Origin of the sequence: Streptomyces sp. ALB3, from assembly GCF_044385685.1 — a bacterium.
GTDB lineage: Bacteria > Actinomycetota > Actinomycetes > Streptomycetales > Streptomycetaceae > Streptomyces.
This window is the reverse complement of the sequence record NZ_JBISCE010000044.1, coordinates 37,941-52,242: the sequence shown is the minus strand read 5'-3', so window position 1 is coordinate 52,242 and position 14,302 is coordinate 37,941. Positions and strand designations below refer to the sequence as shown.

Here is a 14,302-nt window from a genome sequence, read left to right as displayed (position 1 = left end):
CGTATCCGCCTGGAGTGGCAGCGCGACGACAGCCGAGTCGGCCCCCTGCCTCATCGGATCGCCTCCGGCGAGACACGCTCGACGGCAGCTCGGAGCTCCTCGTCCTGGGCGTGCAGATAGACAGCGGTGCTCGCTGATGAGGCATGGCCCAGCAGCGTCTGGACGACGTCTGGTGAGACTCCGCAGCGAATCCAGCGCGTTGCTGCGGTGTGCCGCATCATGTGTGGACGGGCGCGGAAGCCGCAGCGCTTTCCAATCCGCTCGACGATCTGCTTGGCATTGGAGTACGTCATCGGCCTGCCCGCGTACGGCCCGGCGAGGTTCACGAACACGTAGTCGCAGCTGACGGCTTCGGGCACGTTCTCCCGCTCCGAGAGATGGGCGCGGTACCTGTGCACGGCAACTTCAGCCAGTGGCACCATCCGATGGCGGCCTGCCTTCGCTCGTGCGCCGTTCACGTTGTCCTGCCTGGGGCGGACATGGAGATGCGCGCCTCCCGTACGGCAGCCCAGATGCGTCGAGTCGGGCAACAGGTGCATGTCCTCCCGTCGCAGGCCGAGAGCCTCGCCGATCCGCAGGCCCCCTTCGACGAGCACCGTTAGGAGCAGCCGATCCCGGGCTGAGCGGGCTGTCTCCATCACCTCCCTGACCTGGAGATGGGTGAGAATTGCGGGTGCTGTCTCGATCTCCGGCGCCTTCAGGACGCGAGCCTTGATCACGAGGTGCTGGCCGCCTTCCCCCGGGTCGAAGCCGCTCGGCGGCGAGGTCAGGAAGCGCGGTTCACTCAGGCGTGCGGCGACCTCATGCTCCACATGACCTTGGACGGCGCAGAACCGCAGGAACTCGCAGACAGCGGTCAGAACGGCATTGACGGTCCTCCCCGAGGGCAACTGCCCCTGCCGGGAGGGTGTTCGCTCAATATGGAACTTGAACCTTGTCATGTCGCCGAGGCCGGCGGTTTTCCAGTCGGTAGCCCGTCCGGCGCACCAGTTGAGGAAGCGCCCGATCCGGGGGATGTAGGCGCGCTGCGTCTGCGGCGAGCGTCCGGCGCCCCGCAGGTAGAGCGAGAACTCCCGTACCTCGGGATGAGGCCGGTAGGTTTCCTCGTCGACGAGTAACCAGGTGACCTCTCCCGTGGTGGGTGAGACAGCCTTCTCCGTGCGCAGCATCGCCGATTCCTCCCCTTGTCTGAGCATGTCGCTCATGTGCCTCTTGGTATGACTGATAACGGCGAGGTACAACGAGAGGACACGGCTGTCACTCATGTCTCTCACAGGGAACAAGGGCATGCAGATAACCCGCGACGACGTGCTCGCCGAGCAACTGGACGACATCTCCAGGGACGCCGACGGATGCAGGGTGCTCAGCGGCGTCCTCGACCCCGACCCGTACACCGGGACCCGCATCACCTTCGAACGGGGCCGCAGCAAGGTGGACATAGACCACCTCGTCGCCCTGTCCGACGCGTGGCAGAAGGGGGCCCAGGGGTGGAGCGACGGCAAACGGCGGGCCTTCGCCAACGACCCGCTGAACCTGGTGGCCGCCGACTCGTCCGCCAACCGCCGCAAGGGGGACGGGGACACCGCGACCTGGCTGCCGCCCAACAAGGCGTACCGCTGCGCGTATGTGGCGGGGCAGGTGTCGGTGAAGAGCAAGTACGGGCTGTGGGTGACGGCGGCCGAGCGGGAGGCCATGCGCGAGGTGCTGTCCGGCTGTCCCGCCGAGAAGTTGCTCACCGGCGGTAGTCCGACCGAGGCCCCCACGCGCTGACGGTGCTCGTGCCGGCGGTGTGAATACTGGGCGCATGTGGAGATGGCGGCTGACGGCCGCGGGGATGAACCTGCTGTTCGGGGTGCCGGGCGTCGTGCCGGTCTGGCTGCTCTGGTACCTCCTGTCGAACGGGCCGCTCGCGAACGCCGGCTGGACGTCCCGAGAACCGACCGAGAACGACGGAATGATGCTGTGGCTGGTGATCGCCGTGCCGGTGTGGGCGGTGTTCGGCATCATCTGGTGGCTCGCCAACGAGCCGCTGCGCCCCAGGGCCGCGCTGGCGCCCCCCGCCTACTGGACTGCCTGTGTGGTGCTCACCCTGGTGCCGACGGGCGTGCTCCTCGCGGGATCGGTGTGAACCAGGAAATGCGTTGGCCGGGGGCCGGGCAGTGTCTACCGTGGCCGCATGGACCTGAAGATCACCACGCTCGCCGAGCGGCCCGAGCTCGCCGGGGCACTCGGGGAGATGCCCGACACCTGGCCCGCCTTCGTCCTGGAGGACCTGGTCGGCTGGGCCAACTACCCCCGCATAGCGGCCGAGTTCCCTGAGTTCGTTCTCGTCGCCACCGACCCCGGGGGCACGGTGGTGGCCCGGGGATACAGCGTGCCGTTCGCCCTCGGCGCGCCGGGGCGGGGAGAGCTGCCGGAAGGCGGCTGGGACCAGGTGCTGTTGTGGGCCTTCTCGGACCTGCGGCACGGGCGTGCCCCGGACACCGTCAGCGCGATCGAGATCACGGTGACGACCGGGCGGCTCGGACAAGGCATCTCCGGGCACATGGTGGCCGCGATGCGGGACAACGCCCGGCGCCTCGGTTTCCGGGAACTCGTCGCCCCGGTCAGGCCGAGCGGGAAACACGGGGAGCCGAGGGCGCCGATGGAGGACTACGCCCGGCGCGTCCGGGAGGAGGACGGGCTGCCGTACGACCCCTGGCTGCGGGTCCACGTGCGGGCCGGGGGAGTCATCGAGGTGGTGGCCCCGGTGTCGATGACGGTGAGCGGGTCCCTGGAGCAGTGGCGGACCTGGACCGGGCTGCCGTTCGACACGGAGGGGCCCGTCGAGGTGCCGGGCGCCCTGGTGCCGGTGCACTGTTCGCCCGCCCACGGGTACGCCGTCTACGTCGAGCCGAACGTGTGGGTGCGGCACCGGACGGCCTGACACCGCAGCGCCCCCGAAGCGCTCAGGACCGGCCGCCCGCAGGGGCGGGCCGGTCCTGAGCGCTTCGGGGGCGGCGGCCCTGCCGGGGGCCCGAAGGCTGCCGGGCGCCCGCCCGGTCACCCGGCGGAGGGGTTCCCTGCCGGGCGGACCGCGGGGCTGCTCCGCTCGGGCCGGCCCGCGGAGGGTTGCGCACGGTCGGCGCAAGGCGTCGCGCGCGGTCCGGCCGTCAGAGCTTCAGGTCCCACTGGCTCGCGTCCCAGTCGAAGCCGGGAGTGACCTCGACGGTCAGGTTCCCGGCGTCGGCCGGGGCGTCGAAGGCGTACTCCGCCGTGATCTTCTTGCCCGGCAGGACGGTACCGGTGAATCCTTCGCCGACCTTGCCGTCGAAGATCTGCTCGGCGTTCACACCGTCCTCGCCCGCCCGGGCGTCGACGCTCACGAGCGTCGCGTCGAACTTCTCCTTGCCCTTGTTCTCGATGACGACCGAGACCGTGTAGGCGCTGTTGCCCTTGGTGTGGCCGATCGCGAACTCGTCGGCGGTGTAGGAGGCCGGTGCGCCCACGCTGATCTCCAGGCCGTCGTCGTACGCGGCTGCGTCCCCTGCTCCCAGGACCTCCCCCTTCTTGCCCTCGGTCCCGCCGGCCGCCCCGCCCCCGGTGGCCGGCTTCGCGGAGGCCGAACTGTCAGCGACGGCCTTGTTGATGTCGGTCACCACGTCGTCCACGGCCTTGAACGTCAGGACGGCTCCGACGACCGACAGGATCAGCGAGACCAGGCCGAGGACGGCGCCGAACGTCGTCACGCCCTTGTTGGTGGCCTCACCGCGCTTGGCGCGGCCGCGCCCCGCGAGGCCCAGGACCAAGGCGATGAGACCGAGGATCCCCGCGAGCCAGAAGAAGAACGGGATCAGCCCCGAGACCGTCCCGATGATGCCGAGGACGAGGGCGGAGATGCCGAGGCCGTTGCGCGCGGGGCGGGTGCCCGGAGTCTGCGCGGGGGCGTACGGCTGCTGCGGCTGCGTGTACTGGGACATGGCTGTGCCCTTCCGGTGGAGAACGTGGAGTGTGAGCTGAAGAAAGTGACGCAGTGGTGAGCGACGGGTCAATAAGACCATCGCCTGTGAACCGAGTCAACAGCGAATCCCCTGTGAACCGTTCACCGGGCTGTGTCGGTATGCTCACCTACACACAGCACGCGACACGACGCGCGCGGGACGGGAGACGGGCCAGTGCCGGATAGCTCGACAGAGGTGACCGCGGCCGGGATCGCCAGGCTCGCGGGTGTGGGTCGCGCGGCTGTCAGCAACTGGCGCCGTCGCCACGCCGACTTCCCGAAACCTGTCGGGGGCACCGAGGCCAGCCCCTCCTTCGCGCTCCACGAGGTCGAGCAGTGGCTGCGCGACCAGGGGAAGGTCGCCGAGGTACCGCTGCGCGAGCGCGTCTGGCAACAGGTGGCGGGCCACCCCGGTGGCGCCGTCACCGCCCTGGTCCACGCGGGGTGCGCCCTCCTGCTCGTACGGGACAGGCCCACCGCCTGGCTGGAGATCACCGCCGTGTCGGACGCCCGGATGGCAGGTGTGCTCCCGGCCGCCCTCGACCACGTCCTCGCGGACCGCTTCGGAGCGGACCGAACCGTCCCCACTCCCACGGCCGCGGCCCTCCTGCCTTCCGTCCCCCTGCTGCGGGCCGCGGCCGAACTGGCCGCCGAGGGCGGGGCCCGGCAGGCGTTCGACTTCCTCTTCGGCCGTCAACTGGACGCCAACCCACGGCAGTACACGCTCACGCCCCCCGGCCTCGCCGAGCTGATGGCCGACCTCGCGCAGCCGGCGAGGGACGCCGCCCGGCAGAGCGGCAAGCGGGCACCGCTGGTCGTCCTCGACCCCGCCGCCGGAACCGGCGCCCTGCTGTGCGCCGTCGGCCCCCCCACGGCGCTCCACGCACAGGAGGCCGACCCCGACCTCGCGGCGCTCACCGCGCTCCGGCTGGCCCTCCACTCCGGAGGGAACCGGGCCGACGGCTCCACGCTCGCGGTGCGGACCGGCGACACGCTGCGCGCGGACGCGTTCCCCGGCCTCACCGCCGACGCCGTGCTCTGCCACCCGCCGTTCAACGAGCGCAACTGGGGGCACGACGAACTGGCCTACGACCCGCGCTGGGAGTACGGCTTCCCCGCGCGCACCGAGTCCGAACTGGCCTGGGTCCAGCACGCCCTGGCCCACCTCCGCGAGGGGGGCACCGCCGTGCTCCTCATGCCCCCGGCCGCCGCCTCCCGCCGGTCGGGCCGCCGGATCCGCGCCGATCTGCTCCGCCGCGGCGCCCTCCGCGCCGTCATCGCGCTCCCCGCCGGCGCCGCGCCCCCGTACGGCGTCCCGCTGCACATCTGGGTCCTCCGCAAGCCGGGTCCCGAGCAGCCCCCGTCACCGGAACTGCTCGTCGTCGACACGTCGGAGCCCGAGACCGCCGGGTCCGCCTCGGGGCGCGACCGGCTGGACTGGCCGGCGGTGCGCCGCGCGGTGCTCGACGCGTGGCACCCCTTCGACGCGCCGGGCCGCCGCGAGCCCGTCGAGGAGCGACCGGGGGCCGGCCGGGCCGTCCCCGTCATCGAACTCCTCGACGACGACGTGGACCTGGCTCCCGCCCGCCACCTGCCGGCCCAGGCCGCCGGCGGCGGGGCGGCCGAGCTGGTCCGGGTGCGGGAGCGGCTGGAGGAGACCCTGAAGCTGACCGCCCGCCTCACCCCGCTCCCGGCCGCTCCCGGCGAACCCGCCAGGCGGCCCTTCACGACCGTCGGCGAACTGGCCCGCACGGGCGCCCTGCGCCTGCGGACGGGGTCCGGATCCGGCGACGGCACGGCGCCGGTCCTCACCGAGCACGACGTCCTCGCCGGTACCGCCCCGAGCGGCGCGCCCACCGCACCGGCCGGGAGTCCCGAGGACGAACCGCTGCTGCTGGAACCGGGGGACGTCATCGTGCCGGTGCTCGGCGGCGGTCCGGTCGCCAGGGTCGTCGACGAGGCCACCGCCGGTGCCGTGCTCGGCCGCAACCTCCAGCTGCTGCGCCCCGATCCGGCCGCCCTGGACCCCTGGTTCCTCGCCGGCTTCCTGCGCGGCACGGCCAACAGCCGTCGGGCCAGCAGCTACGCCTCCACCGCGACGCGGCTCGACGCCCGCCGTCTCCGGGTGCCGCGCCTGCCGCTGGCCGAACAGCGCAGGTACGGCGAGCAGTTCAGCGCCCTCGCCGCGTTCGAGGACGCGTTGCGCACGGCGGGACGGCTCGGCGGACAGCTGGTGCAGGGGATGTACGACGGGCTCACGGACGGTTCTGTCGCCCCGAAGTGACGTGAAGCACAACGGTTGTGCACAACCCGGGACCGGTTGTCCGTGTCGGTGTATACGCTCACTGCCACACGTCCGATCCACGCCCTCCGGGAGCAGCACATGCACGGCTACGGCTATCCGCCGGAGCAGCAGCCGAAGCCCAGTCCCTCCTCGGCCACGCTGGTCACGCTGCGCGTGGTGTTCGTGGCACTGGCCCTGCTGAGCTGTGGACTCCTGGCCTGGGCGGCCATGCTGCGCCTGGCGATCGTCACCCGCAAGCAGCGCGACTGGTGGCTGTTCGGCCTGGTGCTCGCCCTCGACGTCGGACTCATCGCCTACCTCGGGTCGTTGCCGGAGGAGGAGGAAGTGATGACGGACGGGCAGGCGGTCATCACCCTGGCCTGGATTCTGGTCGTCTTCGTCGGCACGGTGACCTACTACCTCTACACGGAGATACGGCACTTCGATCCGTACCGTGGTCCGCAGGGGGGCCTCCGGGGTCCGCACGGAGCGCCCGGCTCCCACGCCGGCCCGTACGGCGCGCGGCATCCGGGGCCGCCCTCGTTCCCCTCCGGCGGCTACGCCTCACGGCAGACCGTCACCGCGCCACGCACGCCTTCCTACGGCTACCCGCCTGCCCCTCCGCAGGGCCCCGCCCCGACACCGCCGCCCGCCTCCACGCCGGCCGTCCCCGCGCAGCCGTCCGACGCGCCGAGGACCGCCGCCCCTCAGCGCCTCGACCAGGTGCGCGCCGAGCTCGACGAGCTGAGCGACTACCTCCGCAAGGAGGGTGACAGCCGGTGAACGGGCGGGTCATCGCCGGGCGTTACGAGCTGGCGACCATCCTCGGCCAGGGCGGCATGGGGCAGGTCTGGACGGCGTACGACCAGAGGCTCGACCGCAGGGTCGCGGTGAAGCTCCTGCGCCCCGACCGGGTCGCCGGCCCCTCCGGCAGCGCCGCCGCCGACGATCTGCGCCGCCGGTTCGTCCGCGAGTGCCGCGTCACCGCGCAGGTCGACCACCCCGGTCTGGTCACCGTCCACGACGCGGGCAGCGACGGCGAGGACCTCTACCTGGTCATGCAGTACGTCGAAGGCGCCGACCTCGCGGACCACCTGGCCGAGCACGACCCGTACCCATGGCCCTGGGCCGTCGCGGTCGCCGCCCAGCTGTGCGCGGTGCTGTCGGCGGTGCACGCCGTGCCGATCGTCCACCGCGACCTCAAGCCGCGCAACGCGATGGTGAAGCCGGACGGCACCCTCACGGTGCTCGACCTGGGCATCGCCTCCGTCATGGACACCGACACCACCCGCCTGACCCACACGGGTTCACCGATCGGCTCCCCGGCCTACATGGCGCCCGAGCAGGCCATGGGCGGCGCCGTGGGCCCGTACACCGACCTGTACGCGCTCGGCGCGCTCCTGCACGAACTCCTCAGTGGCGACGTACCGTTCGCCGGGTCCACCGCCCTGGGTGTCCTGCACCGCCACCTCTACGAGCCGCCCCTGCCCGTCCGCCATCTCAGGCCGGAGGTCCCCGAGGCGCTCGAGGTGCTCGTCCTGCGACTGCTCTCCAAGGACCCGCAGCACCGCCCTGCCTCGGCCCAGGAGGTCTACGAGTCCCTGCGGCCCCTGCTGCCCGCCGGCGGCGCCCCCTCCGGCCCCCTCGACCCCACCCGCCCCTTCCTCCGGCCGCACGCCCCCTGGCCCGACCGGGCGGCCGTCCCGGCGTCGATGCCCGTCCCCGCCCAGCAGGTCCCCGCCGCGCCTCGGCAGCCGCCCGCCCGGCCGAACGTGGCGCAGGCCGTCGACGACGTGAAGCGGCTCCTCGGTGAGGGCCGCATCACCCAGGCCGTCGACATCCTCGGAGGAATCCTCCCGGCCGCCGCCGCGGAGCACGGCGAACACTCACCGGTCGTACGCATCCTCCGCAAGCAGTACGCGGCGACGCTGATGGACGACGGCCAGTACCGCCGCGCCCTCCCGGAACTCCGCCGGCTCGCCGACGACCGCGCGGCGGAGGCGGGACCCGCCGACCCCCAGACCCTGCAGTTCCGTTACGACGCCGCGCAGTGTCTGGAGCAGCTCGGAGAGGCCGCGGCCGCCCTCGTCGAGTACCGGGCCGTCCTCCCCTACTACGAGAACGGCTACGCCACCTCCGCCGGCCCCGGCCGGGCCTTCGACATACGCCACCGGATCGGCCACCTGCTGCTCGGCGTGGGCGACCACACGGCGGGCCGCTCGCAGTTGCAGGCCCTCCTGTACGACACCGAGCGCGCCTACGGCCCGCATCATCCGCTCCCCACGGAGCTCCGCCGGCAGCTGACCCACCACCAGGACGTACGCGGCTCCCGGTAGGCCGGGCCGGGTCCGGAAAGACGCGCCGCAGGGGATTTCGTCCGCGACCCCACACAGACCGGTCCGGAAATCGTTGGTCGAAGCAGTGGCCCGAACCACGTCCACTGCCTAACATCGATCACCGCAAGGCTTTGTGCACTGATGCACAAACTCTCCCCGGGAGGCTCCTTTGCACCGCCGACGTCGCACCGCGCTCGCCCTTTCCGCCGCCACGCTCGTCGCGGCACCGCTCCTGACCGCGTGCGGCGGCGAGGCCCACCCCGGGGCCGCGGCCGTGGTCGGCGGTGACCGGATCGACGTGGCCACCCTCCAGGCGCAGGCGGCCGACGTGCGCAGCGCGCAGCTGGACTCCAAGCAGCCCGAGAAGCTGGTGACGGAGTCGGGCCGGCTGATCCGGGCCAAGCTGTCCGGCATGATCCTCGGAAAGATCCTTGACCGGGCCACCGAGGACGCCGGGGTGAGCGTCAGCCGCAAGGAGATCCAGCAGATCCGCGGTGTCGTCGCCGACCAGTCCGGCGGGGAGGAGGGGGTGCGGACGCGGATGCTGGAGCAGAGCTGGGTGGCGCCCGGCCAGATCGACGAGACCCTGCGCACGGAGGTCCAGATCCAGAAGCTGGCCCGGGCGCTCGGGGTCGACCTGCAGAGCCCCGCCGGGATGCAGGCCGTGCAGGAGGCCCTCGCCAGGACGTCGGAGGAGCTGCACATCGACGTCAACCCGCGCTACGGCAGCTGGGACGACCGGAAGGTCCAGCTCAGCACCTATCAGGCGCCGTGGATCAAGCAGGTCACCCGTGCACAGGGGGAGGAGCCGGAGGCAGGCGCCTGACCCCGGCCGCCCGGGGGTAGGTTCGGGGGCGTGAACGCTGAAGATCCCGGCCGCATCGTCCTGCTCACCGCCAGCCACCGGGTCGCCCCCGGTCTGCTGTCCTGGCCCGCCTGGCAGACGCTCCACGCGGCCGACCGGGTGCTGTGCGCCGAGCGGGACCACCCGCAGCTGCCGTACCTCCGTGAGGCGGGGATCACCGTCGAGCACACCGCCCCCTCGGCAGGGGAGCTCGTGGACGACTGCGCGGGCGGCAGGACCGTGGTGGTGCTGGTGGGCGGCGAGGGCGATCAGCGGCTGACCGACGGTCTGGCCCGCCTCGGCGGTTCGGGCCGGGTGCAGATGCCCGACCTGGAGCTGCTGCCCGGCTCCTACGACCTGCCGGGCGCCCGGCTCCTGGACCTGGTCCAGGTGATGGACCGGATCCGCCTCGAATGCCCGTGGACCTCGCAGAAGACACACGAGGGCCTCGCGAAGTACGCCATCGAGGAGGCGTACGAACTGGTCGAGGCCATCGAGGACGGCGACCGCGAGGAACTGCGGGAGGAGCTCGGCGACGTACTGCTCCAGGTCGTCTTCCACGCGCGCATCGCGCAGGAGGACCCGGAGGAGCCGTTCGGTGTCGACGACGTCGCCGCCACGATCGTCGAGAAGCTGATCCACCGCCATCCGCACGTGTTCGGCGACGCGACCGCGGAGACTCCGGAGGACGTCCGCGCGCACTGGCTGCGGACGAAGGCCGTCGAGAAGCAGCGCGCGTCGGTCACCGACGGGGTGCCGCTCGGCCAGCCCGGCCTGGCGCTGGCGGCCAAGCTGGGCAGCAGGGCCCGTGCCGCGGGACTCGGCACCGCGCTGCCCGAGGGCGACGGGGTCGGCTACCGGCTCCTCGCCCTCGCGGTACGGGCCGAGCAGGACGGCACCGACCCCGAGGCCGCCCTGCGGGCCGCCGCCCGCGCCTACCGGGACGCGATCCGGGCGGCGGAAGGACTCGGGACCGGCCCGGATAGCGTCGAGGAGTGAACGACAGCCCCGGAACGGCCTCCACGCCCGACGCAGCGCCCGAACTCTTCACCTGGGAGTTCGCCACCGACCCCTACCCCGCCTACGCGTGGCTCCGTGAGCACAGCCCCGTGCACCGCACGGCCCTGCCGAGCGGTGTCGAGGCCTGGCTGGTGACCCGGTACGCCGACGCCAAGCAGGCCCTCGCCGACACCCGGCTCTCCAAGGACCCGGCCCACCACGCGGGGTCGGCGCAGGCCAAGGGCAGGACCGGCATCCCCGGGGAGCGCAAGGCGGAGCTGATGACGCATCTGCTGAACATCGACCCACCGGACCACACCCGGCTGCGCCGGCTCGTGTCCAAGGCGTTCACCCCGCGCCGGGTCGCGGAGTTCGCGCCCCGGGTGCAGGAGCTGACCGACCACCTCATCGACGCCTTCGTCGAGGAGGGGAAGTCGGACCTCATCCACGACTTCGCCTTCCCCCTCCCCATCTACGCGATCTGCGACCTGCTCGGCGTGCCGCGCGAGGACCAGGACGACTTCCGTGACTGGGCGGGCATGATGATCCGGCACGGCGGGGGGCCGCGCGGCGGGGTGGCCCGATCGGTCAAGAAGATGCGCGGCTATCTCGCCGAACTCATCCACCGCAAGAGGGAGGATCCCGGTGACGACCTGATCTCCGGGCTGATCCGGGCGAGCGACCACGGTGAGCACCTCAGCGAGAACGAGGCCGCCGCCATGGCGTTCATCCTCCTCTTCGCCGGTTTCGAGACGACGGTGAACCTCATCGGCAACGGCGTCTACGCGCTGCTGCGCAACCCGTCCCAGCGCGAGCGTCTGGAACGCTCGCTGGCCGCCGGTGAGACGGAGCTGCTCGCCACGGGCGTCGAGGAGCTGCTGCGCTACGACGGACCGGTGGAGCTCGCGACCTGGCGCTACGCCACCGAGCCCGTGACCCTGGGCGGTCAGGACATCGCGGCGGGGGACCCCGTGCTCGTGGTGCTGGCCGCCGCCGACCGGGACCCGGAGAGATTCCAGGATGCGGACACCCTGGATCTCGCGCGGAGTGACAATCAGCACCTCGGCTACGGGCACGGCATCCACTACTGCCTGGGGGCGCCGCTGGCCCGGCTGGAGGGCAGGGTGGCCCTGGCCACCCTGCTGCGACGCCTCCCCGACCTGCGGCTCGCCGCGGAACCTGCCGATTTGCGATGGCGCGGGGGGTTGATCATGCGTGGACTGCGCACGCTTCCTGTGGAGTTCGATCCCGGCCATCCGGTGGCAGAAGGTGACAGACTGTCAACTCCGTGACTTTCACGTGATCTCCGCTGCATCGACTTGTGACACACGTTCGAGTAGGGCTAGGTTCACCGTTCGACTCACCCGTCACATGTCAGTCACACGGAAGGCAATCCCATGGGCTCCGCGACCGGCAGACACCGTCGCCCTCGCCAGGCACCCGCCATCGTCGTCGCCGCAGGCGTCACGGGATCGGCCATCGCCATCCCGCTGCTCGGTGCGGGCGGCGCGCAAGCCGCCGACGCGTCGACCTGGGACCGGGTCGCCGAATGCGAGAGCGGCGGCATGTGGAGTGCCGACCTCGGCAACGGCTACTACGGCGGACTGCAGTTCTCGCAGGAGACGTGGTCGGCGTACGGCGGCACGGCCTACGCGCCGCGGGCGGACCTCGCGAGCCGCTCGCAGCAGATCGCGGTGGCGGAGAAGCTGCTGGACGCCAAGGGCCCCCAGGCGTGGGTCAGCTGCTCCGTGATCTCCGGGCTCGCCCTGGACGAGGGGCTGCCCGGCGTCGACCCGGGCGGCGAGCCGTCCGCCGAGCCCTCGGACACCGCGACCCCGTCCGAAACCCCCTCCTCCGAAGCGACGGACGCCGCCGGCGCGCCGGACGGGGCGGACGACTCCGCCGCGAAGGACGAGGCGGACGGGAAGGCGCCCGCCGGCGCGGCGGACCGGGAGGACGAGGCGAGCGGGAGCGGCGCGTCGCCGTCCGCCACCCCGTCCCCCGAAGCCTCCGGGACGCCCGGTGCGTCGAAGGACGACGGCGCGAAGGGCGGGAAGCACCGCGGTACACCGGCCCCCGAGGCGAGCGCGGAGGCGGAGCCGGGTGACGGGCGCGAGTCCGGCCGCCACGCCTCGCGCGGCGACTCCGGGGGGCGCCAGGGCGCGGACGGGACGTACACCGTCCGCGAGGGCGACAACCTCTGGGCGATCGCCGACGCGCAGGAACTCCCCGGTGGCTGGACCACGCTCTACGAGGCCAACAAGGACGAGCTGGGCTCCGACCCCGACCTGATCCTTCCCGGCCAGAACCTGGACCTCGGCCTCGCGGCCGACACGTCGAAGGCGCAGTCCGAGGAGCAGTCGCAGGCGCAGCCCGAGGGGCAGCCGGAGACCGCCGGCGCCAACTGACCCGAAGCGGGAAAACACCCCGAAACGGGGGGCAGTTCAGAGGCCTATGTCCACTTATGCGTAAGTGAGACATGGGTCTCTTTGCTTCAACTGGGGCGCTCTGCCCGTCCGGTCCGTCCGCATTGGCTCCGACCTGCGAAAACCACGCTCCGTGCTGGGTCATTAGGGACTGATCAACCGTTATGTCCATCTTTGAATGTGGGGGTTGGGTGTGATTACGGTCGGAGCCGCTCGCACCGCGGGCACCTTCGACCGTCACGCCGAATCCTGCCGTCGGCCGAAGGGGACCGACGCGTAAAGCGCCGTAGGCAGGAGCGGGGGACCCAGGTAAGTGCCGGACCCGGCCGTCGGACGACGGACCGGGAGCGGCTAGGGGTGAAGGCGTCCGTGATCGCGGACGGCCGGGCGACTCACAGCCCGAACCCGACAGCTCACCTCGTAGGCGTCGGTGAGGAGAACCATGCTGCTTTCCAGCAAGGGCAAGCACCGTCGCCCGTCCAAGGCCGTTCGTATCGCGACCCTGGCCGGTGTCACCGGTGCCGCCGTCGCCGTGCCGCTCATGGGTGCGACGGGCGCTTCCGCCGCCTCCGTCGAGACCTGGGACGCCGTCGCCCAGTGCGAGTCCGGTGGCAACTGGTCCATCAACACCGGCAACGGGTACTACGGCGGCCTGCAGTTCTCGCAGTCCAGCTGGGCGGCGGCCGGTGGCACGCAGTACGCCTCCCGTGCCGACCTGGCCACCAAGGGCCAGCAGATAGCCGCGGCCGAGAAGCTCCTCGACCTCCAGGGTCCCGGTGCCTGGGCCTGCGCGGGTGCCGGCGGCCTGACGGACGACGGTGTGGACCCGGGTGTCGACACCGGCTCCGGGAAGAACGGCGACACCGCGCCGGAGGCCGCGCCGGAGCGCAAGGCCGAGCAGCCCACCACGCGCAGCGAGAAGCGGACCGCCCCCGAGAAGACCGTCACCACCCCGACCGGGGAGAAGGTCGAGAAGGGTGACGGCGAGTACAAGGTGAAGGCCGGCGACACGCTCAGCAAGATCGCCGACGCGGAGAAGGTCAAGGGCGGCTGGGAGAAGCTGTTCGACCTGAACGACGACATCGTCGACAAGGCCGACCTGATCTTCCCGGGCCAGCAGCTCCACCTGAAGTAGCCGGAAGCGGCCCGGGGTCCTCCTCCGCCCCGTGGCACCGCTCCGGAGTTCCGGCCCGGCGCGCCGACCCCCCGCGCGCCGGGCCGGAGCCGTGTCCGGCACCCGCCGGGCGGCGCGCCTCGGTGGGCCCACCGAGGCGCGAGCGTTCAATTGTTGTGGTTACTTGCCAGTAGAATTCTGGAGCTTTGCCCGGAATGTGGGTCCTTGAGTCCTTTTTCGTCCCACGGGACGGGCGGACGGCCGACGGAGCGGGCCGGGCCGGTTAGGCTCGTGGCGCAAGGCCACAGTGACCCTGCACA

Annotated in this window: 12 protein-coding genes, 1 pseudogene and 1 riboswitch; of the genes and pseudogenes, 11 read left to right on the top strand and 2 right to left on the bottom strand. The window is 72.0% G+C overall.

The window, feature by feature from the left end; translation table 11 throughout:
- Positions 1–50 precede the first annotated feature (50 nt).
- On the bottom strand, positions 51–1,205 hold the full coding sequence (locus ACHFIV_RS28810) for a tyrosine-type recombinase/integrase (RefSeq protein WP_205022847.1): 1,155 nt from the start codon (positions 1,203–1,205) through the stop codon (positions 51–53).
- Between the two features lie 91 nt (positions 1,206–1,296).
- Between ACHFIV_RS28810 and ACHFIV_RS28805 the strand changes: the two are divergent.
- From ACHFIV_RS28805 to ACHFIV_RS28795, 3 genes and pseudogenes are all read left to right on the top strand, one after another.
- A pseudogene (locus tag ACHFIV_RS28805) lies at positions 1,297–1,770 on the top strand (HNH endonuclease family protein); the annotation flags it as partial.
- 34 nt (positions 1,771–1,804) lie between these two features.
- A complete protein-coding gene (locus ACHFIV_RS28800) occupies positions 1,805–2,128 on the top strand; it encodes a hypothetical protein (RefSeq protein WP_398975072.1) in 324 nt (107 codons plus the stop codon).
- A 48-nt stretch (positions 2,129–2,176) separates the two neighbouring features.
- The gene (locus ACHFIV_RS28795; RefSeq protein WP_398975070.1) at positions 2,177–2,926 is read left to right on the top strand and encodes an N-acetyltransferase; all 750 of its coding nucleotides are present in this window, start codon (positions 2,177–2,179) and stop codon (positions 2,924–2,926) included.
- Between the two features lie 226 nt (positions 2,927–3,152).
- On the opposite strand, the gene ACHFIV_RS28790 is transcribed toward ACHFIV_RS28795, so the two are convergent.
- On the bottom strand, positions 3,153–3,959 hold the full coding sequence (locus ACHFIV_RS28790) for a DUF4190 domain-containing protein (RefSeq protein WP_398975067.1): 807 nt from the start codon (positions 3,957–3,959) through the stop codon (positions 3,153–3,155).
- 195 nt (positions 3,960–4,154) lie between these two features.
- On the opposite strand from ACHFIV_RS28790, the gene ACHFIV_RS28785 reads away from it, so the two are divergent.
- From ACHFIV_RS28785 to ACHFIV_RS28750, 8 genes are all read left to right on the top strand, one after another.
- The gene (locus ACHFIV_RS28785; RefSeq protein ID WP_398975064.1) at positions 4,155–6,263 is read left to right on the top strand and encodes an N-6 DNA methylase; all 2,109 of its coding nucleotides are present in this window, start codon (positions 4,155–4,157) and stop codon (positions 6,261–6,263) included.
- Positions 6,264–6,362: 99 nt separating this feature from the next.
- Positions 6,363–7,046 carry a hypothetical protein gene (locus ACHFIV_RS28780; RefSeq protein WP_398975062.1) on the top strand — a complete coding sequence of 228 codons (684 nt, stop codon included), beginning with the start codon at positions 6,363–6,365 and terminating at the stop codon, positions 7,044–7,046.
- Entirely contained in the window at positions 7,043–8,599 is a 1,557-nt protein-coding gene (locus ACHFIV_RS28775; protein WP_398975059.1) for a serine/threonine-protein kinase, read from the top strand. The genes ACHFIV_RS28780 and ACHFIV_RS28775 overlap by 4 nt, the downstream gene beginning before the upstream one ends.
- A gap of 169 nt (positions 8,600–8,768) precedes the next feature.
- Complete coding sequence (locus ACHFIV_RS28770; RefSeq protein WP_398975056.1) at positions 8,769–9,425, top strand: hypothetical protein; 657 nt, start codon at positions 8,769–8,771, stop codon at positions 9,423–9,425.
- Positions 9,426–9,455: 30 nt separating this feature from the next.
- Positions 9,456–10,442 carry a nucleoside triphosphate pyrophosphohydrolase gene (locus tag ACHFIV_RS28765; RefSeq protein WP_398975053.1) on the top strand — a complete coding sequence of 329 codons (987 nt, stop codon included), beginning with the start codon at positions 9,456–9,458 and terminating at the stop codon, positions 10,440–10,442.
- Positions 10,439–11,734, top strand: a complete 1,296-nt coding sequence (locus ACHFIV_RS28760; protein ID WP_398975050.1) for a cytochrome P450 — start codon at positions 10,439–10,441, stop codon at positions 11,732–11,734. The genes ACHFIV_RS28765 and ACHFIV_RS28760 overlap by 4 nt, the downstream gene beginning before the upstream one ends.
- 105 nt (positions 11,735–11,839) lie before the next feature.
- Positions 11,840–12,850: a transglycosylase family protein gene (locus tag ACHFIV_RS28755; RefSeq protein WP_398975047.1), complete on the top strand. Its 1,011-nt coding sequence runs from the start codon at positions 11,840–11,842 to the stop codon at positions 12,848–12,850.
- Between the two features lie 290 nt (positions 12,851–13,140).
- Positions 13,141–13,310, top strand: a riboswitch (cyclic di-AMP (ydaO/yuaA leader).
- Complete coding sequence (locus tag ACHFIV_RS28750) at positions 13,311–14,003, top strand: transglycosylase family protein (RefSeq protein WP_398975044.1); 693 nt, start codon at positions 13,311–13,313, stop codon at positions 14,001–14,003.
- Positions 14,004–14,302: the final 299 nt, after the last annotated feature.

Excerpts from the sequence above, each read along its gene's own strand:
- ACHFIV_RS28795 (WP_398975070.1), top strand. The coding sequence starts at position 2,177 with ATGGACCTGAAGATCACCACGCTCGCCGAGCGGCCCGAGCTCGCCGGG.
- ACHFIV_RS28800 (WP_398975072.1), top strand. The coding sequence starts at position 1,805 with ATGTGGAGATGGCGGCTGACGGCCGCGGGGATGAACCTGCTGTTCGGG.
- ACHFIV_RS28780 (WP_398975062.1), top strand. The coding sequence starts at position 6,363 with ATGCACGGCTACGGCTATCCGCCGGAGCAGCAGCCGAAGCCCAGTCCC.
- ACHFIV_RS28790 (WP_398975067.1), bottom strand. The coding sequence starts at position 3,959 with ATGTCCCAGTACACGCAGCCGCAGCAGCCGTACGCCCCCGCGCAGACT.
- ACHFIV_RS28810 (WP_205022847.1), bottom strand. The coding sequence starts at position 1,205 with ATGAGCGACATGCTCAGACAAGGGGAGGAATCGGCGATGCTGCGCACG.
- ACHFIV_RS28755 (WP_398975047.1), top strand. The coding sequence starts at position 11,840 with ATGGGCTCCGCGACCGGCAGACACCGTCGCCCTCGCCAGGCACCCGCC.
- ACHFIV_RS28750 (WP_398975044.1), top strand. The coding sequence starts at position 13,311 with ATGCTGCTTTCCAGCAAGGGCAAGCACCGTCGCCCGTCCAAGGCCGTT.